Raw genomic sequence first — 21,292 nt, forward strand, 5'->3', positions numbered from 1 at the left:
CGGCCGAGCCCTCCCCGCCCTGGGCGCAGATGGGCTCCGCGACCCGGCGGGATGGACCCGCCCTGCCCGCCCGCCTAGATTGCCGGCAGATCCGACCGGTGGCGAAGCCGGCACCTCAAGGACGGCCCATGAGCTCATCGCACTACGACGTGATCGTCGCCGGGGTCGGGGCGATGGGGTCGGCCGCCTGCTGGCATCTCGCGCAGCGGGGGCAGAGGGTGCTCGGCCTCGAGCGCTTCGACCTCGGTCACACGATGGGCTCCTCGCACGGTCTGACGCGGATGATGCGCCTCGCTTATTTCGAGGGCTCGCATTACGTGCCGCTGGTCAAGCGGGCGCACCGGCTCTGGGGCGAGACCGGCGCCGCGGCCGGGCTGAAGCTGCTGCACGTCACCGGCGCGCTCGACCTCGCGCCGGAAGGGCTCGGCCCGATCGAATCCTCGCTGCAATCCTGCCGCGACCACGGGCTCGAGCACGAGGTGCTCGGGCGCGAGGCGATCGCGCGGCGCTTTCCCGCCTTCCAGCTGCCGAGGAGCCATGTCGGGCTCTGGCAGCCGGATGGCGGCTTCCTCGCCTCGGAGAAGGCGATCTACGCCCATGTCGGCCTGGCCCAGGCCAGAGGCGCCGACATCCACACCGGCGAGCCGATGCTCGACTGGCAGCCGACCGCCGATGGCGGCGTCACCGTCCGTACGGAGCGTGGCAGCTATTCGGCGGGGCGCCTCGTCATCACGTCGGGCGCCTGGATCGCCGATGCGGTGCCCGCGCTCGCGCCGCGGGTCAGGACGATCCGGCAGGCGATCGGCTGGTTCACCACGCGCCGGCCCGAGCTCTTCCGCGAAGGCGCCATGCCGGTCTTCACCCTCAGCGTCGAGGAAGGCAATTTCTATGGCTTCCCGCTCTATGAGCATCCGGGCTTCAAGCTCGGCGGGCCGCATTTCGGGCGCGAGCCGATCGACCCGCGCGATCCGGACCGGACGCCGAGCGCGACGCAGGTGCGGCTGCTGCGCGAATGCCTGGCGCGCTACCTGCCCGACGCGAACGGTGAGCCGCTGACGGTCCGGGGCTGCATCTACACCGTCTCTCCCGACGAGGGCTTCATCATCGACGCGGTGCCCGGCCTGCCGCAGGCGGTGTTCGCCTCGGCCTGCTCCGGCCACGGCTTCAAGTTCGCCAGCGCAATCGGCGAGATCCTGGCCGAGCTCTCGACCGGCGCCCGCCCTGCCTTCGACCTTTCCGCCTTCTCCCTCTCCCGTTTCGCCGCCTGAGCCCGTAAGCACGGACGAGCGAGCGCGAATCGCCATGGTTCGGCCCGTCGAGCGGGCGGCGCCGACAGCCCGACAGGACCCCATCTTGGCCACTGCCGCCCAGAACCGCCGCGGGATCATCGCCATGACGACGGCGATGTCGCTCTTCTGCTGCAACGACGCCCTGATGAAGCTCGCGCGCGAGGCCTTCCCGACCGGCCAGGCGGTGACGCTGCGCACCGGATTCGCCATCCTGGCCGGCCTCGCCATGGTCGCGGTGATGGGCGACTGGCGCAAGCTGCCGCTCGGGCTGAGGCCGCTGGTGCTGGGGCGCGGGGTGGTCGAGGCGCTGTGCGCGCTGACCTTCATCTGGGCGCTCGGCCTGCTACCGCTCGCCAACATCACGGCGATCCTGATGGCCTCGCCGCTGCTCATCGTCGTGCTGGCGGTGCTGCTGCGGATCGAATCGGTCGGCTGGCGCCGGACGCTGGCGCTGGCGGTCGGCTTTCTCGGCGTCCTGATCGTGATGCGCCCGAGCGCTGCCGGGTTCAGCGCCGCGGCGCTGATCGCCCTCGCCAGCGCCGTCCTGGTCGCTGTGCGCGACCTGACCACCCGGATGATCGGCGACGACGTGCCCTCGACCGTGATCTCCCTGACCACGACGCTGATCGTCGGCATGCTCAGCCTCGGCATGGGCGCGCTGGAGACCTGGCATTCCCCCTGGCGGGTCGAGACCGTCTACCTGGCGCTCGCCGCCATGCTGGTGACGGCAGGCGGCTACTGCGTCATCAGCGCCTTCCGCAACACCGATGTCGGTGTCGTCGCCGGCTACCGCTACTCCGTCGTGCTCGTCGCCGTGCTGCTCGGCTGGCTGGTCTGGGGCGAGACGCCCGACCCGATCGCCTTCGCCGGCATCGCGCTGGTGGTCGGCAGCGGGCTCTACACCCTGCATCGCCAGCGCGTCCGCCCGGATTCGCAGCTGAAGCCCGAGAGCCAGAAGCCGCTATGAAGGCCGGGCCCGCGCTCACCGTCCTCGTCGCGATCTCGACGCTGCAGCCGATCGCGCTCAACATGCTGGCCCCGGCGACGCCGGCGCTCGCCCGCAACTTCGCCACCAGCTACGCGACGATCCAGCTGACGCTGACCCTGTTCCTGGTCGCGGTCGCGCTGACGCAGCTCGCGGTCGGTCCGCTCTCCGACCGTTTCGGCCGCCGGCCCTGCGTGATCGGCGGCACGGCCCTGTTCATGCTGGGATCGGTGCTCGGCGCCATGGCGGAGAATGCCGGGACGCTGCTGTTCGCCCGGGTGCTCGAGGGCGCCGGCGCCGGCACCACCTTCGCCCTGGCGCGCGCGATCATCCGCGACACGGCGAGCCGCGACGAGGCCGCCAGCCAGATCGCGACCGTGACCATGGTCATGGTGGTCGCCCCCATGGTCGCGCCCTATCTCGGCGGCCATATCGAGACGAGCCTGGGCTGGCGCATGATCTTCTGGGTGATGGCCGCGATCGCGGCGGTCGTCCTCGTGCTGGTCACGGCGCGCCTGCCGGAGACGGCCCCCAATGTCGGCGTCCGCACGTCGCTCATCGGCATCTTCCGCGCCTTCCCGGATCTCGCGCGCGATCGCAGCTTCATCAGCAATGTCGTCGCGCTCGCGATGACCTCGGCCTCGTTCTTCGCCTTCATCGCCGCGGCACCGTTCATCGTGGTCGAGACGATGGGACGCGGCTCGGACACTTACGGCGCCTACTTCGTCCTCAACGCCCTGGGCTACATGCTGGGCAACTTCGCGATGTCCCGGTTGGTCATCCGGCACGGCACCACGCGCATGGCCCGGCTCGGGGTGACGATCTCGTTCGCGGGGACGAGCGCCGCCTTCGCGATCTCGCTGACGCCCTGGTGGACGCCGCTGACGCTGTTCCTGCCGCTGGTGGTGAACGCGATCGGCAACGGCCTGACCCTGCCGGGGGCCACCGCGGCGGCGCTCTCGGCCAGGCCCGAGCTCGCCGGCTCGGCCGCCGGGCTGGCAGGCGCGATCCAGCTCGGCTCGGGCGCGCTCGCCACCGTGCTGATCAGCTGGCTGGTGGCGCATTGGCCGCCGGCGCTGATGGCGATGATGTGGCTGATGCTGGTCGTCGCCCTGCTGGCGTTGCGCAAAGAGCCGCATAGGCGAAAGGACTGATCCACAGCGCCTTGCGCGGCGCAATGTTGTGCGGCATGTAGCTTTCGTATAACCGCCCTTCGCGAACCGCATGATGCGGCCGTAATCCACGAGGTCAGGGAGGACTGAGGTGGACGCACCCCTCGCTTTGAGCCGCGCGATCGACTCGCTCAACCGCAAGATCGGTCGCTCGGTCGCCTGGCTGATCCTGCTTGCCGTCGTCGTCTCCGCGGTCAACGCCATCATCCGCAAGGTGTTCAACATCTCGTCGAACGCCTGGCTCGAGCTGCAATGGGTGCTGTTCGGCGCCGTCTTCCTGCTCTGCGCGTCCTGGACGCTGCAGGTGAAGGAGCACATCCGCATCGACATCGTGAACAATCTGCTGCCGAAGCGCGTGCAGCAATGGATCGACCTGATCGGCCATCTCCTGTTCCTGCTGCCGTTCTGCGCCTTGATGGTCTACCATTCCGGCCCGTTCTTCATCCGCTCCTACCAGGTCAACGAGCAGTCGCTCTCCGCCGGCGGCCTGCCGCAATGGCCGGCCAAGGGCCTGGTGATCGTCGGCTTCTTCCTGCTGCTGCTGCAGGGCATCTCCGAGGTGATCAAGCAGATCGCGATCATGCGCGGCAAGCTGGACGACGATGCCCATGGCGGCGGCCACGCCGCCGCCGCAGAGGCCGAGGCCCTCCGCCTGATCGAGCAGGCGAAGGCCGAAGGTCTCGCCCCGTGAGCCAAGCCGCCTTGTCCCGGACCCGTTCCATGCTCCTCGCCCGCCCCGTCCGCGCCGCCGCGCTGCTGCTCGCGCTGACCGCCGCCGCCTTCCTCAGCCTGCACACCGGCGACGCGCATGCCGCCGGCATCGGCGACTTCCTGCGCGTGAACATGGCGCCGGTGATGTTCGCCGCGCTCGTGCTGTTCCTGCTGCTCGGCTATCCCGTCGCCTTCGCGCTGGCCGCCAACGGCCTGTTCTTCGCTCTGGTCGGCATCGAGCTCGGCCTGTTCCAGGAGAACTTCCTGCAGGCACTGCCGGAACGCATCTACGGCACGATGAACAACGACGTGCTGCTGGCGATCCCGTTCTTCACCTTCATGGGGCTGGTGCTGGAGCGCTCGGGCATGGCCGAGGACCTGCTCGACACGATCGGCCAGCTCTTCGGACCGGTCCGCGGCGGCCTCGCCTATGCGGTGATCTTCGTCGGCGCGCTGCTTGCCGCCACCACCGGCGTCGTCGCCGCCTCCGTGATCTCGATGGGCCTGATCTCGCTGCCGATCATGCTGCGCTACGGCTATGACCGGCGCCTCGCCTCGGGCGTGATCGCCGCCTCCGGCACCCTCGCCCAGATCATCCCGCCCTCGCTTGTGCTGATCGTGCTCGCCGACCAGCTCGGCCGCTCGGTCGGCGACATGTACGAGGGCGCCTTCGTTCCCGGGCTGGTGTTGGCCGGGCTCTATGCCGGCTATGTCTTCCTGGTCACGATGGTGAAGCCGGAGCGCGCGCCCGGCCTGCCGCCGGACGCGCAGACGCTGCGCGACGCCGACGGCCAGACCCGGCGCTTCTCGCTGCTGGTGGTGACGATCCTCGCCTTCGCCGTCGCCATCGTCTACATGAAGTACTTCACCAAGGTCGGCGCCGGCGCGGACTTCGTCATCCTGACCATGTCGGTGGCGGTGGCGGTCTCCTTCGTGATCGCGCTGATCAACAGGCTCCTGAAGCTCAACCTGCTCTCGCGCATGACCGAGCAGGTGATCTTCGTGATGGTGCCGCCGCTGGCGCTGATCTTCCTCGTGCTCGGCACGATCTTCATCGGCGTCGCCACGCCGACGGAAGGCGGCGCGATGGGCGCCGCCGGCGCGATCCTGCTCGCCATCGGCAAGAAGCGCATGACCTTCGATTTGCTGCGCCAGGCGACGGAATCGACGGCGAAACTCTCGGCCTTCGTGCTGTTCATCCTGGTCGGCGCGCGCGTGTTCTCGCTGACCTTCTACGGCGTCAACGGCCATGTCTGGGTCGAGCACCTGCTGACCTCGCTGCCCGGCGGCCAGGCGGGCTTCCTGATCGTCGTCAATATCCTGGTCTTCCTGCTCGCCTTCTTCCTCGACTTCTTCGAGCTCGCCTTCATCATCGTGCCGCTGCTCGGCCCGGCGGCAGACAAGCTCGGGATCGACCTGATCTGGTTCGGCGTCATCCTCGGCGTGAACATGCAGACCTCGTTCATGCACCCGCCCTTCGGCTTCGCCCTGTTCTTCCTGCGCTCGGTGGCGCCGAGGACGGCCTACAAGGACAAGATCACCGGCAAGATGATGGAGCCGATCACCACGGGGCAAATCTACTGGGGCGCGGTGCCGTTCGTGGTGATCCAGTGCATCATGGTCGCGCTCGTCGTGCTCTTCCCGCAGATGGTGATGCACTACAAGAGCTCGGGCGTGCAGCTCGACCAGCAGCAGATCAACAAGCAGCTCGACAGCATCAGCATACCGGGGCTCGGCGGCTCCGGGGGATTGCCGGGGCTCGATCTCAACGCCCCGCCGACGCTGAACCTGCAATAGGGCCTGCGCGCCAGAACGACGAAGCCCCGGATCGGCCGACCCGGGGCTTTGTTGTTTCAGCCGTTATGCTCGGCGTGCCGGGCATCTTTGGCCGGACGGGACTCCGAGCAGCGTCTTCTCGTCATGAGATTCCCGGGTCTGCGCTTCGCTCCGCCCGGGAAACGCCAGCCTCACCAGCGCTGCCAGCCGTTGTTCAGATTGTTGTCGACCCGGCCGCGGCCGCTGACGACGGCGCGGACCTCGCCGAGGGAGGTCTGGCCGCGCGCCTCGCCATAGACCATCGCATCGGCGGCGGAGCCATAGCCGCGATTGCCGGAGGTCTTGCCGAACTCGACGCGCACGCCGCCGCCGACGCGGACGCAGGCCGAGGAGCCCTCCACGCGGACGAAGCCGGGCCCGTATTCCGGACAAGGCCGCATCGCCTGGACGGGCGCGGGGCGGGCCGCCGCCGGCTTCGTCTTCGCGACAGAGCGCCCCGGGATCGGCTCGCCGATCGACTGGGCGGCGGCCAGCGCCGGCAGGGCGATGGTCGCGGCGAGGATGGCGGCAGGCAGCTTCATGGGCGCCCCGATTGCGATGAAGCTGCAGTCTAGCGTCTTCAACGAGGCGGGACCAGGGCGCCTCGCCTCACTGCGACCGAACGCTCTCGGCGAGGATCGGCGCCGTCTCGACCGCGCCGACGCCGGGCACGATGCTCAGCCTGTCGACCAGTCGCGACAACGACCCGGCATCCTCGGTCTGCGCCAGCAGCACGGCATCGACCGGCCCGGCCAGCGAGTAGCAGGCGAGGACCTCGGGCCAGTCGCGGACGCGATCGAGAACGATCGTACAGGGCCGCGCGTCGATGCGCAGCGACAGCAGCGCGCGCATCGCCGGCGGCTTCGGCCTGTCGGCGAGCCGCACCGTGTAGCCGAGGATGATGCCGTCTCGCTCCAGCCTCGCGATCCGGTCCTGGATCGCGGTGCGCGAGAGCCCGGCGTCGCGCGCCAGGGCCGTGGCGGAGGCGCGGGCATTGCCCTCGAGCAATGCGATCAGCTTCCGGTCGATGGCGTCGAGCTCACCGTCGTTTCGCAAGCGACATCCCTCCAGAAACCGCCGATCGCAGCCCGTGCCGGCATCTTGCCTATGGCATGGACGCCGCCGGGGGTGAAGATTGCCGGCCTCTTCCAGCGACGGAGATCAGGAATGAGGACGATCAGGCCCCGCGACTTCACCGGCCATCGCGCCTGGGAGGCGCTCGACATCGACCGCATCGACGACGCCACGATCCGGCTGCACTGGACCGACCAACCCTATCGCTGGCACGTCAACGACGGGCCGGAGGTCTTCGTCGTGCTCGACGGCGAGGTCGACATGCACACGCGCGCCGGCGGCGTCGAGCACGTGCAGCGACTGGTGGGCGGCGACATCTTCCATGCGCAGGACGGCGACGCCCATGTCGCGCATCCCGTCGGCCCGGCGCGCGTGCTGGTCGTCGAGCGTGCCGGCAGCGTCTAGAGCATGCTCCAGACACTTGGAATCGATCACGCCGCATTTGGACGATTCCGTCCGAATGCAGCGTGATCTCGGACCTCCAGGAGCGGCGTATCGACACCAGCTCGCGCGAAGATGCTCCCCGATGTGAAAAATCCCCGGCCTCGCGGCCGGGGATCGAGGACAGCCCGCGCCGGCGGAGCGGCGCTCGCGCCCCTGCTCAGAGCATGTTCGCCGCGCGGGCGCGGATCAGGAAGTTGTCATAGGTGTATTCGGCGATCTGGAACCAGAGATATTCGTCGCCGCGGAAGGCCGACATGGCGTCGTAGACCTTCTTGAAGTCGGCGTTCTTGGCGCTGGTCTCGGCATAGACCTCCTTGGACGCCTTCAGGCAGGCTTCGAGGATCTCCTGCGAGAACGGCCGCAGCTGCGCGCCGCCGCCGACCAGGCGCTTCAGCGCCGCCGGATTGCGCGCGTCGTACTTCGCCTGCATGTCGACATTGGCGAGGCCGGCGGCCGTGGCCAGCACCGATTTGTAGCCCTTCGGCAGCTCGTCCCACTTCGCCGTGTTGATGAAGAAGTGCAGCGCGGCGCCGCCCTCCCACCAGCCCGGATAATAGTAGTAGGGCGCGACCTTGTTGAAGCCGAGCTTCTCGTCATCGGCCGGCCCGACCCATTCGGCCGCGTCGATCGTGCCCTTCTCCAGCGCCGGATAGATGTCGCCGCCGGCGATCTGCTGCGGCACGACGCCGAGCTTGCTCATCACCTGGCCGGCGAAGCCGCCGATGCGCATCTTGATGCCCTGCAGGTCGGCGACGGTCTTGAGCTCCTTGCGGAACCAGCCGCCCATCTGGCAGCCGGTGTTGCCGCCCGGCACCGCATAGATGTTGTACTTCTTGTAGAACTCGTTGAGCAGGTCCATGCCGCCGGCATGGTAGAACCAGGCGTTCTGCTGGCGGGCGTTGAGGCCGAAGGGCACGGCCGTGCCGAAGGCGAAGGTCGGATCCTTGCCGACATAGTAATAGGAGGCGGTGTGGCACATCTCGACGGTGCCGTTGGTGACGGCGTCCGCCGCCTGCAGGCCGGGAACGATCTCGCCGGCGGCGAAGACCTGGATCTGGAACTTGCCGTCGGTCGCCTCGGACACCGCCTTCGAGAGGACTTCGGACGCGCCGTAGATCGTGTCGAGCGATTTCGGGAAGGACGAGGTGACGCGCCATTTCACCTCCGGCATCGATTGGGCGATGGCGGGAGCCGCGATGACGCTGGCTGCGCCGCCGGCACCGGCGACTTTCAGGAATTGACGACGCTTCATCTCGAGAGCTCCTCCCAGAGCGATGGAGGCGCGCCGATGTTTTCGGTTCGCGCGCAAGAGCGCCAGAAGAAGCCATTCGCGGCGCCAGCGCAAGCTGGGCACATGACCCCCATGCGGTTTTCGCATGGGCATTTGGTCTAACCCCGTCTGCGCATCGACGCACCAGCCCGAGCGGAGACAGGGACGAAAAAGCCCGGCCTCGCGGCCGGGTTTCTCGGCGACGCAGCATTGCGTCCTGTTGCTTGCGCTCCGGCTTACTTGGCAGCGCGGTTGCGCACCTGGAAGATGTCGAAGGTGAGTTCCGCCACCTGCCACCAGAGATACTGGTCGCCGCGGAAAGCGACCATGGCGTCGATCGCCTTCTTGAAGTCAGGGTTCTTGGCCGAGATCTCGGCATAGAGCTCGTTGGAGGCCTTGAGCGAGGCTTCCATCACGTCCTGCGGGAACGGCCGCAGCTGCGTGCCGGCGCCGACGAGGCGCTTCAGCGCCGCCGGGTTCTGCACGTCGTACTTGGCCGCCATCTGGGTGTTGGCATAGGTGCAGGCCGCGGTCAGCGCCGCCTGATAGGCCTTGGGCAGCGCGTTCCACTTCTCCAGGTTGACGAAGGCGTGGACGCAGGGGCCGCCCTCCCAGAAGCCCGGATAGTAGTAATAGGGCGCGACCTTCGAGAAGCCGAGCTTCTCGTCGTCATAGGGGCCGACCCACTCGGCGCCGTCGATCGTGCCCTTTTCGAGCGCCGGATAGATGTCGCCGCCGGCGATCTGCTGCGGCACCAGGCCGAGCTTCTGGAGGACCGAGCCGGCGATGCCGCCGATGCGCATCTTCAGGCCGTTGATGTCGGCGACGCTCTTGATCTCCTTGCGGAACCAGCCGCCCATCTGGGCGCCGGTATTGCCGCATGGCAGGCCGTAAATGTTGAACTTCTTGTAGAATTCGTTGAAGAGCTCGTTGCCGCCGCCCTGGAACAGCCAGGCGTTCTGCTGGCGGGCGTTGAGGCCGAACGGCACCGCGGACGCGATCGCGAAGGTCGGATCCTTGCCGACATAATAGTACGAGACAGTGTGGCACATCTCGACCGTGTTGTTGCTGACGGCGTCGGCCGCCTGCAGACCCGGGACGATCTCGCCCGCGGCAAAGACCTGGATCTGGAACTTCCCGTCGGTCAGCTCGGAGACCATCTTGGCCATGACCTCGGCGCCGCCATAGATCGTGTCGAGCGATTTCGGGAAGCTCGACGCCAGACGCCACTTCACCTCGGGATTCGACTGCGCGACCGCCGGCATGGCGACAGCGGACGCGGCCGCACCGGCACCGGCGACCTGCAGGAACTGACGACGCTTCATATGGGACATCTCCTCGTTTCGACGTTCATCGCCGCGCGCGGGCTGCATTAGCATCGATGCGAGCGACGTTTATAGGACGACCTTGGTGTAATGCAGCGATGATCGGCAGCGGCGGCCCGAGGTGACCCACGGTTAGTCAGCCTGCTTCGATTCTATACTTGCACAAGATTTGCGCAGCACTCCCCAACTGTCGCATTATGGTCAACCAGCCCGGAACGCTCGACAATTGCGCGCTGAGCATGGCACGGCTGCACGGCAAGCGCATGGACCTTTTCCCCGGCCCGGTCAACCTCTTCCGGAACGAGCCTCGATCGCCTGGCCGGACGGCTGCGAACCGCCTCGCGCCACCGGCACGGCCGACGCCCGCAGGCAGGCGCCGCCGGGCGCCCGAGGCTTCTGCTGCAGCGCATGCGACGGTTGACGCGGACGGCCGCTTCCGGTTCGACCTGCGGCTGACTTTGCCCTTCCCCGGCCGGCTCCCCAGTATCGCGGGCCGGATCAACCCACGCGGAGCGAACCATGGATCAGGACAGGCTGGCGAAACTCAGGGCGCGCTATGCCGGGGCAAGCGGCGCCGACATCCATGATCCGCGTTTCGCCAAGGTCGCAGCCGACCAGTTCAAGGGCGACAAGCGCAAATGGCCCTTCGCCGACGTCGCCACCTTCATCAACGCCCCGTATCGGCCGGACGCGCTCGGCCAGCCCGATCTCGGCGGGCTCGACGTCGCGATCATCGGCCTGCCGATGGACCTCGGCGTGACCAACCGGGCCGGCACGCGGCTCGGCCCGCGCGCGGTGCGCGCCGTCGAACGCATGGGGCCGATGGACCATGTCAACGGCACCGCGCCGTTCGGCATGGTCAAGGCGGCGGATATCGGCGACGTCCCCTTCCGCTCGCGCTACTCGCTGGAGAGCTGCCATGAGGACATCGAGGCGACCTTCAAGCAGATCGTCAGGGCCGGCGTCTCGACGCTCGGCGTCGGCGGCGACCATTCGATCACCTATCCGATCCTGAAGGCGGTCGGCGAGAAGCGCCCGGTCGGGATGGTGCATATCGACGCGCATTGCGACACGTCGGGGCCTTATGAGGGCTCGAAGTTCCATCATGGCGGGCCGTTCCGCCAGGCGGTGCTCGACGGCGTGCTCGATCCCGAGCGCGTGGTCCAGATCGGCATCCGCGGCGGCGCCGAATATCTCTGGGAGTTCTCCTACGAGTCCGGCATGACGGTGATCCATGCCGACGAGGTCGACCGCATGGGCCTCGACGCCGTGATCGCCAAGGCGCTCGCCGTCATCGGCGACGGCCCGACCTATGTCTCCTTCGACGTCGACTCGCTCGATCCGGCCTTCGCGCCCGGCACCGGCACGCCGGAGGTCGGCGGCCTCACCCCGCGCGAGGCGCTCGCCATCCTGCGCGGCCTGAAGGGCCGGAACATCGTCGCCGCCGACGTGGTCGAGGTCGCCCCGCAATACGACGCGACCAGCAACACGGCGCAATGCGCGGCGCAGGTGCTCTTCCTCGAGCTCTGCCTGATCGCCGAGGCGCGCGCCGCCGGCAAGGGCAGGCCGTGACGCGCAAGGCTCCCCCGCTCGATGCGATCGACCGGCAGATCATCGCGATCCTGCGGGCGGAGGGCCGGATCACCAACCAGGCCTTGTCGGAGCGGGTCGGGCTCTCCGCCCGGCCCTGCCTGGAGCGGATGCGCCGGCTCGAGGCGTCCGGGCTGATCACCGGCTACGGCGCCAGGCTCGCGCCGGAGCTCGCCGGGCACGCCATCATCGCCTTCGCGCAGATCTCGCTGCGCGACCACTCGGTCGGCCGGCGCGAGCGGGTCGAGAAGCTGCTGCGCGCCTGCCCCGACGTCGTCGAGCTGCTGGTGATCAGCGGCGAGGCCGACTATCTCGCGCGGATCGTCGCGAGCTCGCTCGCGTCCTATGAGGAACTGACCGGCGCCTGGCTCGCCGACAGCCAGCTCGGCATCGCCCGGATCGCGACCACCTTCGCGCTCAAGGCGCTGAAGGATTTCGAGGGCTACCCGCTGCCGGAGGAATAGCCCTCCCGTCCGGCGAGATGGCCCTTCAGCATGGCGCGCAGCTCGGCGATGGCCGGGGCGCGCACGCTCTCGTCGTCATCGGCACGCAGCAGCGCCGCGACCCGGATCAGGTGCAGGGTCACGGCGGCGAGCGAGGCGACCCGCGTCTCGTCGATCGGCGGCTCGACGGCGCCGAGCAGCGCCGCGATGCGGCCGCGCAGGCGCGCGCGCGCCAGCTTCTTCACGGCAGGGTCGAGGCTGCGCCGCTCGCCGACGGCGAGGAAGGCGGGATTGGCTTCGAGATAGGCGACGAAGCGGGCAAAGAGCGCCTCCACCGCCGCCTCGACCGGCAGGCCGCGCACCTCGGCCGCGAGTAGGTCGAGCATGCCGGCGAGCGCATCGAGATGGCGCGCATGCAATGCTGCGGCGACATGCTCCTTGGTCGGGAAGAACTGGTAGAGCGAGCCGATCGAGGCGCCGGCGCGCGCGGCGATCTGCGTCATCGTCGCCGCGTCGTATCCGGCCTCGGCGAAGACCGCGCCGGCGCCGTCGAGCAGCGCCGAGACGCGCTTCAGGCCGCGGCTGCGGCGCGGCGCCTTGGCGTTCTTCTCCGGCGTGGGACTTGCTTTTTGTGAGGACATACTCATAAATCTAGAAACATGAGGATTTCCTCACATACAGGCCGGCTTCCGCAGCGCTTCCGACGGAGACGATGATGACCCTCCAGCTCGACCCTCGCAAAACCGCCCTCGTCCTCATCGACATGCAGAAGGGAACGCTCGCCTTCCCGCTCGCACCCTACGACCGGGCAACCATCATCGCCAGCACGGCCGCGCTCGGCCAGGCCTTCGCCGCGGCCGGCGCCCTGATCGCGACGGTCAACGTGGCGTTCGCGCCGGATCGCTCCGATCTGCCGCCGCAGGCCATCGACCAGCCGATGATGCTGCCGCCGGGCGGCTTCCCGCCCGATTGGTCCGAGCTGACGCCGGAGATCGCAGCGCTGCCCGCCGCCGTCCGCGTCACCAAGCGGCACTGGAGCGCCTTCTACGGCACCGAGCTCGACCTGCAATTGCGGCGGCGGCGGATCGAAACGGTGGTGATCGGCGGCATCGCGACGAATTTCGGCGTCGAATCCACGGCGCGCGACGCCTGGCAGCACGGCTACGACGTGATCGTCGCCGAGGATGCCTCGACTTCGGTGGGCGCCGACCTGCACGCCTTCGCCGTGACCTCGACGCTGCCGCGCGTCGCGCGGGTCCGCAGCGTCTCGCAGATCACGGCTGGCCTGACGCGGGCAGCCGCCTGACGGGAGGCCGTCGCGAGGTCAGCGTGCCGGCGCCGCGATCAGGCGCATCGCAGCCGGGATCGACGCCAGGCCGATATCGAGCTGGTCGGTCAGCACGTGGAACCAGTTGAAGCCGATATAGAGAGCGAGCCGCGCCTCGACCTCCCCCGCAGGAATGTCGCCGCGCGCGACGGCGGCGGCGAAGAGGCCGCGCACATCCTGCAGCCGATCGGGCAGGAACTTCTCACGCAGCACCGCGAGCGCATCGGGATCGCTCTGGGCTTCGGCGAGGAGCGCGCGGAAGGTGCGCCCCGAGGGCGTGCCGCACCAGAAGCTCCACAGCGCCGCGGTGTAGTCGGCGAGGTCGCGGGCGAGATCCTCGCTCGGCACGGCTCTGATGCCAGCCTTCTCCGCGGCATAGACCTCCATCAGCAGGTCGGCGCGGTTCTTCCACCAGCGATAAATCGTCGGCTTGCCGGCGCCGGCGCGGCGCGAGACCGCATCGATCGAGAAGCCGGCATAGCCCTCCTCCGCCAGCACGGCACGGGCGGCGGCGAGGATCGCCGCCTGCGACGCCGGGTTGCGCCTGGCCCCGATCGAGGCGCGGCGGGGCGGCGGCTCGGCTGTCACGGTCTCCGCCTCCCCTCTCCAGATCCATCGTCGATGCGAGCACGTCCTCTGCAAGCGCGCGCTTGCAGCAATCGACTTGATAACGGAACGGATCGTGTCTATCAATCATAACGAAACGGAACGTTTCGTTATGGAGCCAATGATGACCACCGCCGCCCGCCCCGTTCTGGCCCGCCTGCGCTTCCTGGGAACGCTGATGCTCGGCGCCTATCTGCTGATCAACCTGATTCTGGTCGCGCTGGCTCCAGTGACGATCGGCTGGTCGACCTGGTCGGTGACGGCGCTGGCCGTGCCGCCGATGGTGCTCGGTATGGTCTACCTGGTGATGCCGCTGGCGCGCCGCGGCATGAACGCCAGCGCGGCGGCGGCACGCGGCGAGGCGCGCTCATGTTCGGCGACCGCTTCGCCATGCCGCTGCTGGTCGGCGCCATCGCGCTCGGCACCGGTTGGCCCGCATCCGCCGACCAAGCGGCTCGAAACGCCATGCTCCACCCGATCAATCCTCCCGGTCCCGCCATTCCCGGCATCTCGCAAGGCATGCTGATCGAAGGAGGGCAACTCCTCGTCCTGTCGGGACACGTGCCCTTCGACGCACAGGGGCGGGTTCCCGAGGGATTGCCGGCCCAGCTCGAACAGGTTCTGCGCAATCTCGACGCCACGCTGCGCGCGGCGGGAAGCGATTTTCACTCCGTCGCCCGCCTGACGATCTATGTCCGGGATTATGCGCCGGCACAGCTCGCCGAAATACGCAGGGTACGCGACCGGTGGGTCAGCGCCGAACGTCCCCCAGCGAGCGCCTTGATCGGCGTCGCCTCGCTGTTTCACCCAGATGTGCTGGTCGAGGTCGACGCCCTCGCCATCGTGACACGCTGAGAGTCGTGCAGCCGAGAGGCACTTCATGACCGTCCCGAATCTGTCGCCGCCGCGACAGATTCGGCTGCATCGCGACGGCGGTGCAGTCCACCCCGGCTGCAACGGCGCGCCTATCCTCGAGGCGACGAGGGAGAACCGCCATGAATGCGATCGTGCTCGAACGCGAGGTCTGCGCACAGAATTACGCGCCCATGCCGATCATGCTGAGCCATGGCGAAGGGGTCTGGCTCACCGACGTCGCCGGCGTCCGGCGCCTCGACATGATGAGCGGCTACTCCGCCGTCAGCCTCGGCCATGGCCATCCGCGCATCCTGAAGGTGCTGAACGAGCAGGCGAAGCGCCTCGCCGTCACCAGCCGCGCCTTCCATGCCGAGCCGCTCGGCCCCTTCCTGGCGAAGCTCTGCGCCGTCGCCGGCCAGGAGATGGCGCTGCCGATGAACACCGGAGCGGAAGCGGTCGAGACCGCGATCAAGGCGGCGCGGCGCTGGGGCCACAAGGTCAAGGGCATTCCCGACGGCAGGGCACGGATCATCGTCGCCGACAATAATTTCCACGGCCGCACCACGACCATCGTCGGCTTCTCCTCGGAGGCGAGCTATCGCGACGGCTTCGGCCCGTTCGCGCCCGGCTTCGACAGCGTGCCATTCGGCGATGCGGCCGCCGCCGAGGCGGCGATCACGCCGGACACCGCCGCGATCCTGATCGAGCCGATCCAGGGCGAGGCGGGGATCGTAGTGCCGCCGGACGGCTATCTCGCGGCGCTGCGCGCGCTCTGCGACCGGCACGACGTCCTGCTGATCCTCGACGAGATCCAGTCCGGGCTCGGCCGCACCGGCCGCTGGTTCGCGCATCAGCACGAGGGCGTGACGCCGGACGGGCTGATCGTCGGCAAGGCGCTCGGCGGCGGGGTCTATCCGGTCTCGGCCTTCCTGTCCTCGCGCAGGGTGATGCAGCTGTTCGGGCCCGGCTCGCACGGCTCGACCTTCGGCGGCAATGCGCTCGCCGCCGCGATCGGCCACGAGGCGCTCCGCGTCATCGAGGAGGAGAGGCTGGTCGAGCGCTCGGCCGAACTCGGCGCTTACATGAGAGAGCGGCTCACGGCGATGACGGGCGGCCTCGCGAGCGAGGTGCGCGGGCGCGGCCTCTGGATCGGCGTCGAGATCGCGGAGGGTGCCGGCGACGCCAGCGAGATCGTCGCCCGCCTCGCCGATGCCGGCGTACTGACCAAGGAGACGCATGAGCGCACGATCCGCTTCGCGCCGCCGCTGACGATCAGCCGGGAGGAGCTGGACTGGGGGCTGGAGCGCTGCGAGAGCGTCTTCGCGACGCGCGAGCGCTGAGTCCATCGCAAAAACCGTGGGCCGCGGCTTTCGCCGCACTCGCGGAAAAATCGGCGGGCAAGAGCGATTTCCACAACAAAAACAGTTTCTTGCCTTGCGCCATCTTTGTGCGGACAGGCCCAGAAAAGCTGCAGCCCCCTACTTGCGGCCGGGCCCGATGATCGCACAAGCTGTCGCACCCATGCCGGACGGGAAGCCGAAACGCCCGGGCGGCCGCATCCAAGGGGAGGTCCCATGAAAGGTTTCGCGAAGTTCATCGCCGCCGCGGCGCTCACGGTCGCGGGCGCCACCGGCGCGCTCGCCCAGGCCAAGGAATGGAAGGAGATCCGGATCGGCACCGAGGGTGCCTATCCGCCCTACAACAATCTCAACGCCAAGAAGGAGCTGGAAGGCTTCGAGATCGATTACGGCAACCTTCTCTGCGAGAAGATGAAGGTGAAGTGCACCTGGGTCGTGCAGGACTGGGACGGCATCATCCCGGCGCTGCAGGCGAACAAGTACGACATCATCCTCGCCGGCATGAACGCCACCGACGAGCGCCGCAAGCAGGTCGACTTCACCTCGGTCTACAGCAAGACGCCGATCTGGATGATCGGTTCGAAGAGCGTGACCTCGACCGACATCTCGCCGGCGGCGCTGAAGGGCAAGACGATCGGCGCGCAGGGCTCGACGATCCACGCCAACTATGTCGAGAAATTCTACAAGGACTCGACGCCGCGCCTCTACCCCACGCAGGAAGAGGCCAATCTCGACCTGCTCAACGGCCGCCTCGACTACATCGTCGCCGACGCCCTCGCCCTCGCCGACTTCCTCAAGGGCCAGGGCAAGGACTGCTGCAAGAAGATCGCCGAGGTGAAGCGCGACGATGCGATCCATGGCGCCGGCGTCGCCGGTGCGGTCCGCAAGGCCGACACGGCGCTGAAGGCGTTGGTGGACAAGGCCATCGCCGAGACGGTCGCCGACGGCTCGCTGAAGAAGCTCGAGGACAAGTGGTTCAAGTACGAGTGAGCCGGCGCCGCTGACACCTGCCCGCCGGCCGGCCAAAGGCCGGCGGGTCCCGGTGCAAGTCCATTTCCGTTCGAGCGCGGCCTTGCTCCCAGCCCACGTCGTGTCGCGTTTCCCGACGGCGAACCGGTCCCCGGCTCCGCCTGGAAGCGCTCCAGCCCCTCGCGCGCCGGCCCTTTCATGTTCGACAAATTCGCTCTGCTCGGCTTCGGACCCGGCGGCTGGGGATGGGCTCTGCTGCAAGGCGCGGCCAACACCATCTCGGTGGCGCTCGCGACATTGCCCTGCGGCCTGGCGCTCGGCCTCGCCGTCGCCCTGTGGAAGCGGTCCGACAAGATGCTGCTGCGGGCGCTCGGAACGGTCTACACCACGGTCTTCCGCGGCGTTCCCGAGCTGCTGACGCTCTACATCATCTATTTCGGCATCCAGGTGCTGGTGCAGCAGCTCTGGACCGGCTTCTCGATCCCGCCCTTCGTCGCCGGCATGGTCGCGCTCGGGCTGGTGCTCGCCGCCTTCTCCAGCGAGGTCTGGGTCGGGGCGCTCAACTCGATCCAGAAGGGCCAGCGCGAGGCCGCCGCCGCGCTCGGCCTGTCGAAGGCGCAGGCCTTCCGGCTGGTGGTCTTCCCGCAACTGATCCGCGTCGCGCTGCCGGGTCTCGGCAACAACTGGATGGTGCTGCTGAAGGAGACCTCGCTGATCTCGGTCATCACGCTGCAGGACATCATGTTCATCGCGACGCGGGCCAATGTCGTGACCAAGGAGCCGTTCCTGTTCTTCGGCGCGGCGATGCTGCTCTATTTCTTCTTCTCGCTGGTCTCGGCCTGGGGCATCGGCAAGCTCGAGCAGCGCACCAATCGCGGCTACGCCGCCTTCGGCGGAGCGACGCGATGAGCTGGTGCGAGTATCCCGGCCAGCTGATCGGCAGCGAGGTGCTGCAGAACTATGGCTGCCGCATGGCGAACGGGCTGTGGATCACCTTCGAGCTGGTGGTGCTGTCGGTCGCGCTCGGCTTCGTGCTGGCGCTCGGCCTCGCCGTTGCCCGGCTCTACGGGCCGCGCTGGGCGAAGCTGGCCATCCAGGGCTACACCACCTTCTTCCGCGGCACGCCGCTGCTCTGCCAGCTTTTCCTGGTCTATTACGGCTTCGGCCAGTTCCGGCTGTTCTGGCAGGATGTCGGCCTGTGGTGGTTCTTCCGCGAGCCGTTCTACTGCGCCCTCTTCACCTTCACCATCAACACCGCCGCCTATCAGGCCGAGATCCTGCGCGGCGCCATCCAGTCGATCCCGCGCGGCCAGTTCGAGGGCGCCCTCGCGCTCGGCCTGCATCGCTGGGCGACGCTGCGCCGCGTGGTCCTGCCGCAGGCGATGATCCTGGCGCTGCGCCCGCTCGGCAACGAGCTGATCGTGATGATCAAGTCCAGCGCCATCGCCTCGCTGGTGACGCTGTTCGACCTGATGGGCGCGACCCGCCTCGCCTTCGCGCGCTCCTTCGACCTGTCGATCTATCTCTATGCGGCGCTGATCTATCTCGCGCTGACCGAGCTGATCCGCCGGATCTGGGACCGGATCGAGCTCAGGCTGACGCGGCACATGGCGCTGCGGTGAAGACGGCGCAGAACTTGACAATCCTTGCCAAAGATTGCCAAAATCGACCTTTATGGAGATCGATATGGCCACGATGAACGTGTCCTTGCCGGCTTCGATGAAGGACTGGGTCGAGGCTCAGACCGAGACAGGCCGCTATGCCAATGCGAGCGACTATGTGCGCGACTTGATCCGCCGGGATCAGGAGCGCAACGACAAGGTCGCCGCGATGCAGCGTTTCGTCGACGAAGGCCTGAACAGCGGGGTCAGTACAGATTCAAGCGACGCGCTCTTTGCCGCCGCCGTCCAGCGCGCGGCCACTCCATCCGGCAATCGATAGTGCGTTTTCGCCTGTCGCTGGCAGCAAAAGAAGACATCATCGGCATCGCCGAGCAAGGAATACGCCTCTTCGGTCAGGCCCAGGCCAGACGATACCATGACGAGCTGTTCGCGATCTTCGACATGATCGCGGCCTATCCCCGCATCGCACGGGAGCGCAAGGAGCTATCGCCGCCGATGCGCATCTACCCGTTCAAGGCGCATCTCGTGGTCTATCGTGTCGAACAGGACGGTAGTGTCTTGATCGCCCGTGTCCGCCACGCGCATGAAGATTGGGCAGAAGTCTAGTCACTCACCCCGGCAAGGTCAGCACCAGCGGGCCGTTGGCCGTCGCGACCACGGTGTGCTCGTACTGCACGGTCGGCGCGCGCGGCTCGGAGTAGAGTGTCCAGCGGTCGTCGCCTTCATGCTCGGCCCAGTCGGCGCCGAGCGACAGGAACGGCTCGACGGTGAAGACCAGCCCCTTCTGCATGACGCGGCGCTCGGAGCCCTCGGGCCAGGTCGCGATCTCCTTGGGCTCCTCGTGCAGCGAGTGGCCGATGCCGTGGCTGGCGAGGTTGCGCACCAGCGTATAGCCGTTCTTCTCGGCGAAGCGGCCGACCGCCTCGCCGATCCCGGCGATCGGCTTGCCGGCGCCGACCTGGCCGAGCCCGGCCCAGAGTGCGCGCTTGCCGTCGCGACAGAGCCGCTCGATCCGCCGATCGACCGGCGGCACCGCGAAGGACGCGCCGGTATCGGAGAAATAGCCGCCCTTCTCGGCTGAGACGTCGATGTTGACCAGATCGCCGGCAGCGATCCGGCGCGCTCCCGGAATCCCGTGCGCGACCTCCTCGTTGACGCTGATGCAGGTGGCGCCCGGGAAGCCGTAGACGGTCTCGGGGGCGGAGCGTGCGCCATGCCGCTCGAGCCTGTCGCGGCCGATCGCGTCGAGCTCGGCCGTGGTGATGCCCGGCTCGAGCGCCCGCCCCATCGCCGCCAGCGCATCGGCCACGATGCGGCCGATCTCGCGCAGCCCCCGAAGCTCGTCGTCATTGGTGATCGTCATGACCGGTTCCTGACGGATTCCGCCGAGGGCGGCAAGCGTATGATCCTTGCGGAATCGCGATCGCTGCTATCGCGCCTGCATCGCTTCCCTCGCCCACCCGGGCGCGCTAAAGCCGCTGTGACCTTTCGGATGATGCAGCGGAGCACCTCATGGCCAAAGTCGCTTTCCTCGGTCTCGGCGTGATGGGCTATCCCATGGCCGGCCATCTCAAGGCCAAGGGCCACGAGGTCACCGTCTACAATCGCTCGCCGGAGAAGGCGCAGAAATGGGTGGCGCAGCATGGCGGCGCCTCCGCGCCGACGCCGGCCCAGGCCGCCGAGGGCCAGGAGATCGTGTTCGCCTGCGTCGGCAACGACGACGACCTGCGCTCGGTGACCACGGGCGAAGGCGGCGCCTTCGCGGCGATGGGCAAGGGCACGGTCTTCGTCGACCACACCACCGCCTCGGCCAATGTCGCGCGCGAACTCGACGCCGCCGCGCAAGCGGCCGGCTTCGGCTTCATCGACGCGCCCGTCTCCGGCGGCCAGGCCGGCGCCGAGAACGGCGTCCTGACCGTGATGTGCGGCGGCGCGCCCGAGACCTATGCCCGGGTCGAGCCGGTGATCGGAAGCTTCGCCCGGATGTGCAAGCTGATGGGTCCCGCCGGCTCCGGCCAGCTCACCAAGATGGTCAACCAGATCTGCATCGCCGGCCTCGTCCAGGGCCTCGCCGAGGGCATCCATTTCGCCAAGCGGGCCGGCCTCGACGTCGAGGCGATGCTGGAGGTGATCTCGAAGGGCGCCGCCGGGTCCTGGCAGATGGAGAACCGCGGCAAGACGATGAACGCCGACAAGTTCGATTTCGGCTTCGCCGTCGACTGGATGCGCAAGGATCTCGGCATCGTGCTCGACGAGGCGCGCAACAACGGCGCCCGCCTGCCCGTCACGGCGCTGGTCGACCAGTTCTACGCCGACGTGCAGAAGCTCGGCGGCGGGCGCTGGGACACGTCGAGCCTGCTGAAACGCCTGGAGCCGTAAGGGCGGACACAGTCATTGCGAGCGCAGCGAAGCAATCCAGAGCGGCAGAGCGCCACGT

At 68.2% G+C, this 21,292-nt stretch carries 25 protein-coding genes; 18 read left to right on the forward strand and 7 right to left on the reverse strand.

Annotation, left to right across the window (positions count from 1 at the left end; genetic code table 11):
• Positions 1-128 precede the first annotated feature (128 nt).
• From solA to CS1GBM4_RS11645, 5 genes are all read left to right on the forward strand, one after another.
• Positions 129-1,268 (forward strand): N-methyl-L-tryptophan oxidase, encoded by a 1,140-nt coding sequence (gene solA / locus CS1GBM4_RS11625; protein ID WP_186418884.1) that lies wholly within the window; start codon positions 129-131, stop codon positions 1,266-1,268.
• 85 nt (positions 1,269-1,353) lie between these two features.
• Positions 1,354-2,256 carry a DMT family transporter gene (locus CS1GBM4_RS11630; protein WP_186418885.1) on the forward strand — a complete coding sequence of 301 codons (903 nt, stop codon included), beginning with the start codon at positions 1,354-1,356 and terminating at the stop codon, positions 2,254-2,256.
• The gene (locus tag CS1GBM4_RS11635) at positions 2,253-3,428 is read left to right on the forward strand and encodes a multidrug effflux MFS transporter (RefSeq protein WP_186418886.1); all 1,176 of its coding nucleotides are present in this window, start codon (positions 2,253-2,255) and stop codon (positions 3,426-3,428) included. Before CS1GBM4_RS11630 ends, CS1GBM4_RS11635 begins: the two co-directional genes overlap by 4 nt.
• 109 nt (positions 3,429-3,537) lie before the next feature.
• Entirely contained in the window at positions 3,538-4,137 is a 600-nt protein-coding gene (locus CS1GBM4_RS11640; RefSeq protein ID WP_186418887.1) for a TRAP transporter small permease subunit, read from the forward strand.
• A gap of 128 nt (positions 4,138-4,265) precedes the next feature.
• Complete coding sequence (locus CS1GBM4_RS11645) at positions 4,266-5,954, forward strand: TRAP transporter large permease subunit (RefSeq protein ID WP_186419082.1); 1,689 nt, start codon at positions 4,266-4,268, stop codon at positions 5,952-5,954.
• Between the two features lie 170 nt (positions 5,955-6,124).
• Here the strand turns inward: CS1GBM4_RS11645 and CS1GBM4_RS11650 are convergent, their stop codons facing one another.
• Both CS1GBM4_RS11650 and CS1GBM4_RS11655 read right to left on the reverse strand, forming a co-directional pair.
• A complete protein-coding gene (locus CS1GBM4_RS11650; protein WP_186418888.1) occupies positions 6,125-6,514 on the reverse strand; it encodes a porin in 390 nt (129 codons plus the stop codon).
• 67 nt (positions 6,515-6,581) lie between these two features.
• Entirely contained in the window at positions 6,582-7,028 is a 447-nt protein-coding gene (locus CS1GBM4_RS11655) for an Lrp/AsnC family transcriptional regulator (protein WP_186418889.1), read from the reverse strand.
• A gap of 111 nt (positions 7,029-7,139) precedes the next feature.
• Here CS1GBM4_RS11655 and CS1GBM4_RS11660 point away from each other — a divergent pair, with 111 nt between their 5' ends.
• Positions 7,140-7,451 carry a cupin gene (locus CS1GBM4_RS11660; protein ID WP_186418890.1) on the forward strand — a complete coding sequence of 104 codons (312 nt, stop codon included), beginning with the start codon at positions 7,140-7,142 and terminating at the stop codon, positions 7,449-7,451.
• 196 nt (positions 7,452-7,647) lie between these two features.
• Here CS1GBM4_RS11660 and CS1GBM4_RS11665 read toward each other — a convergent pair whose 3' ends face one another.
• The gene (locus CS1GBM4_RS11665) at positions 7,648-8,742 is read right to left on the reverse strand and encodes a TRAP transporter substrate-binding protein (RefSeq protein WP_186418891.1); all 1,095 of its coding nucleotides are present in this window, start codon (positions 8,740-8,742) and stop codon (positions 7,648-7,650) included.
• 254 nt (positions 8,743-8,996) lie between these two features.
• Positions 8,997-10,085: a TRAP transporter substrate-binding protein gene (locus tag CS1GBM4_RS11670; RefSeq protein WP_186418892.1), complete on the reverse strand. Its 1,089-nt coding sequence runs from the start codon at positions 10,083-10,085 to the stop codon at positions 8,997-8,999.
• 519 nt (positions 10,086-10,604) lie between these two features.
• On the opposite strand from CS1GBM4_RS11670, the gene speB reads away from it, so the two are divergent.
• The gene (gene speB, locus CS1GBM4_RS11675) at positions 10,605-11,657 is read left to right on the forward strand and encodes an agmatinase (RefSeq protein ID WP_186418893.1); all 1,053 of its coding nucleotides are present in this window, start codon (positions 10,605-10,607) and stop codon (positions 11,655-11,657) included.
• Positions 11,654-12,139 (forward strand): Lrp/AsnC family transcriptional regulator, encoded by a 486-nt coding sequence (locus CS1GBM4_RS11680; protein ID WP_186418894.1) that lies wholly within the window; start codon positions 11,654-11,656, stop codon positions 12,137-12,139. Before speB ends, CS1GBM4_RS11680 begins: the two co-directional genes overlap by 4 nt.
• Here CS1GBM4_RS11680 and CS1GBM4_RS11685 read toward each other — a convergent pair.
• Positions 12,118-12,759 carry a TetR/AcrR family transcriptional regulator gene (locus tag CS1GBM4_RS11685; protein ID WP_244607178.1) on the reverse strand — a complete coding sequence of 214 codons (642 nt, stop codon included), beginning with the start codon at positions 12,757-12,759 and terminating at the stop codon, positions 12,118-12,120. The genes CS1GBM4_RS11680 and CS1GBM4_RS11685 overlap by 22 nt on opposite strands.
• 74 nt (positions 12,760-12,833) lie before the next feature.
• On the opposite strand from CS1GBM4_RS11685, the gene CS1GBM4_RS11690 reads away from it, so the two are divergent.
• Positions 12,834-13,424, forward strand: a complete 591-nt coding sequence (locus tag CS1GBM4_RS11690) for an isochorismatase family protein (RefSeq protein WP_186418896.1) — start codon at positions 12,834-12,836, stop codon at positions 13,422-13,424.
• Positions 13,425-13,442: 18 nt separating this feature from the next.
• Here the strand turns inward: CS1GBM4_RS11690 and CS1GBM4_RS11695 are convergent, their stop codons facing one another.
• Complete coding sequence (locus tag CS1GBM4_RS11695) at positions 13,443-14,033, reverse strand: TetR/AcrR family transcriptional regulator (protein ID WP_186418897.1); 591 nt, start codon at positions 14,031-14,033, stop codon at positions 13,443-13,445.
• A 142-nt stretch (positions 14,034-14,175) separates the two neighbouring features.
• Between CS1GBM4_RS11695 and CS1GBM4_RS11700 the strand changes: the two genes are divergently transcribed.
• The 8 genes from CS1GBM4_RS11700 (at position 14,176) to CS1GBM4_RS11735 (ending at position 19,461) form a co-directional block, all read left to right on the forward strand.
• The gene (locus CS1GBM4_RS11700) at positions 14,176-14,577 is read left to right on the forward strand and encodes a hypothetical protein (RefSeq protein ID WP_186418898.1); all 402 of its coding nucleotides are present in this window, start codon (positions 14,176-14,178) and stop codon (positions 14,575-14,577) included.
• A complete protein-coding gene (locus tag CS1GBM4_RS11705) occupies positions 14,571-14,906 on the forward strand; it encodes a RidA family protein (protein WP_244607179.1) in 336 nt (111 codons plus the stop codon). Before CS1GBM4_RS11700 ends, CS1GBM4_RS11705 begins: the two co-directional genes overlap by 7 nt.
• A gap of 140 nt (positions 14,907-15,046) precedes the next feature.
• Complete coding sequence (rocD, locus tag CS1GBM4_RS11710; RefSeq protein ID WP_186418899.1) at positions 15,047-16,246, forward strand: ornithine--oxo-acid transaminase; 1,200 nt, start codon at positions 15,047-15,049, stop codon at positions 16,244-16,246.
• Positions 16,247-16,480: 234 nt separating this feature from the next.
• Complete coding sequence (locus CS1GBM4_RS11715; protein WP_186418900.1) at positions 16,481-17,254, forward strand: transporter substrate-binding domain-containing protein; 774 nt, start codon at positions 16,481-16,483, stop codon at positions 17,252-17,254.
• 177 nt (positions 17,255-17,431) lie between these two features.
• Complete coding sequence (locus CS1GBM4_RS11720) at positions 17,432-18,142, forward strand: ABC transporter permease subunit (RefSeq protein WP_186418901.1); 711 nt, start codon at positions 17,432-17,434, stop codon at positions 18,140-18,142.
• A complete protein-coding gene (locus CS1GBM4_RS11725; RefSeq protein ID WP_186418902.1) occupies positions 18,139-18,855 on the forward strand; it encodes an ABC transporter permease in 717 nt (238 codons plus the stop codon). The genes CS1GBM4_RS11720 and CS1GBM4_RS11725 overlap by 4 nt, the downstream gene beginning before the upstream one ends.
• A 64-nt stretch (positions 18,856-18,919) precedes the next feature.
• Complete coding sequence (locus CS1GBM4_RS11730; protein ID WP_186418903.1) at positions 18,920-19,174, forward strand: type II toxin-antitoxin system ParD family antitoxin; 255 nt, start codon at positions 18,920-18,922, stop codon at positions 19,172-19,174.
• The gene (locus CS1GBM4_RS11735; protein ID WP_186418904.1) at positions 19,174-19,461 is read left to right on the forward strand and encodes a type II toxin-antitoxin system RelE/ParE family toxin; all 288 of its coding nucleotides are present in this window, start codon (positions 19,174-19,176) and stop codon (positions 19,459-19,461) included. The genes CS1GBM4_RS11730 and CS1GBM4_RS11735 overlap by 1 nt, the downstream gene beginning before the upstream one ends.
• 4 nt (positions 19,462-19,465) lie before the next feature.
• Here the strand turns inward: CS1GBM4_RS11735 and map are convergent, their stop codons facing one another.
• Positions 19,466-20,218 carry a type I methionyl aminopeptidase gene (gene map / locus CS1GBM4_RS11740; RefSeq protein WP_186418905.1) on the reverse strand — a complete coding sequence of 251 codons (753 nt, stop codon included), beginning with the start codon at positions 20,216-20,218 and terminating at the stop codon, positions 19,466-19,468.
• 149 nt (positions 20,219-20,367) lie between these two features.
• On the opposite strand from map, the gene CS1GBM4_RS11745 reads away from it, so the two are divergent.
• On the forward strand, positions 20,368-21,234 hold the full coding sequence (locus CS1GBM4_RS11745; protein ID WP_186418906.1) for an NAD(P)-dependent oxidoreductase: 867 nt from the start codon (positions 20,368-20,370) through the stop codon (positions 21,232-21,234).
• The last annotated feature ends 58 nt before the right edge of the window (positions 21,235-21,292 follow it).

Origin of the sequence: Allobosea sp. CS1GBMeth4 (genome assembly GCF_900185715.1) — a bacterium.
In the GTDB taxonomy this organism is placed as follows: Bacteria; Pseudomonadota; Alphaproteobacteria; order Rhizobiales; family Beijerinckiaceae; genus Allobosea.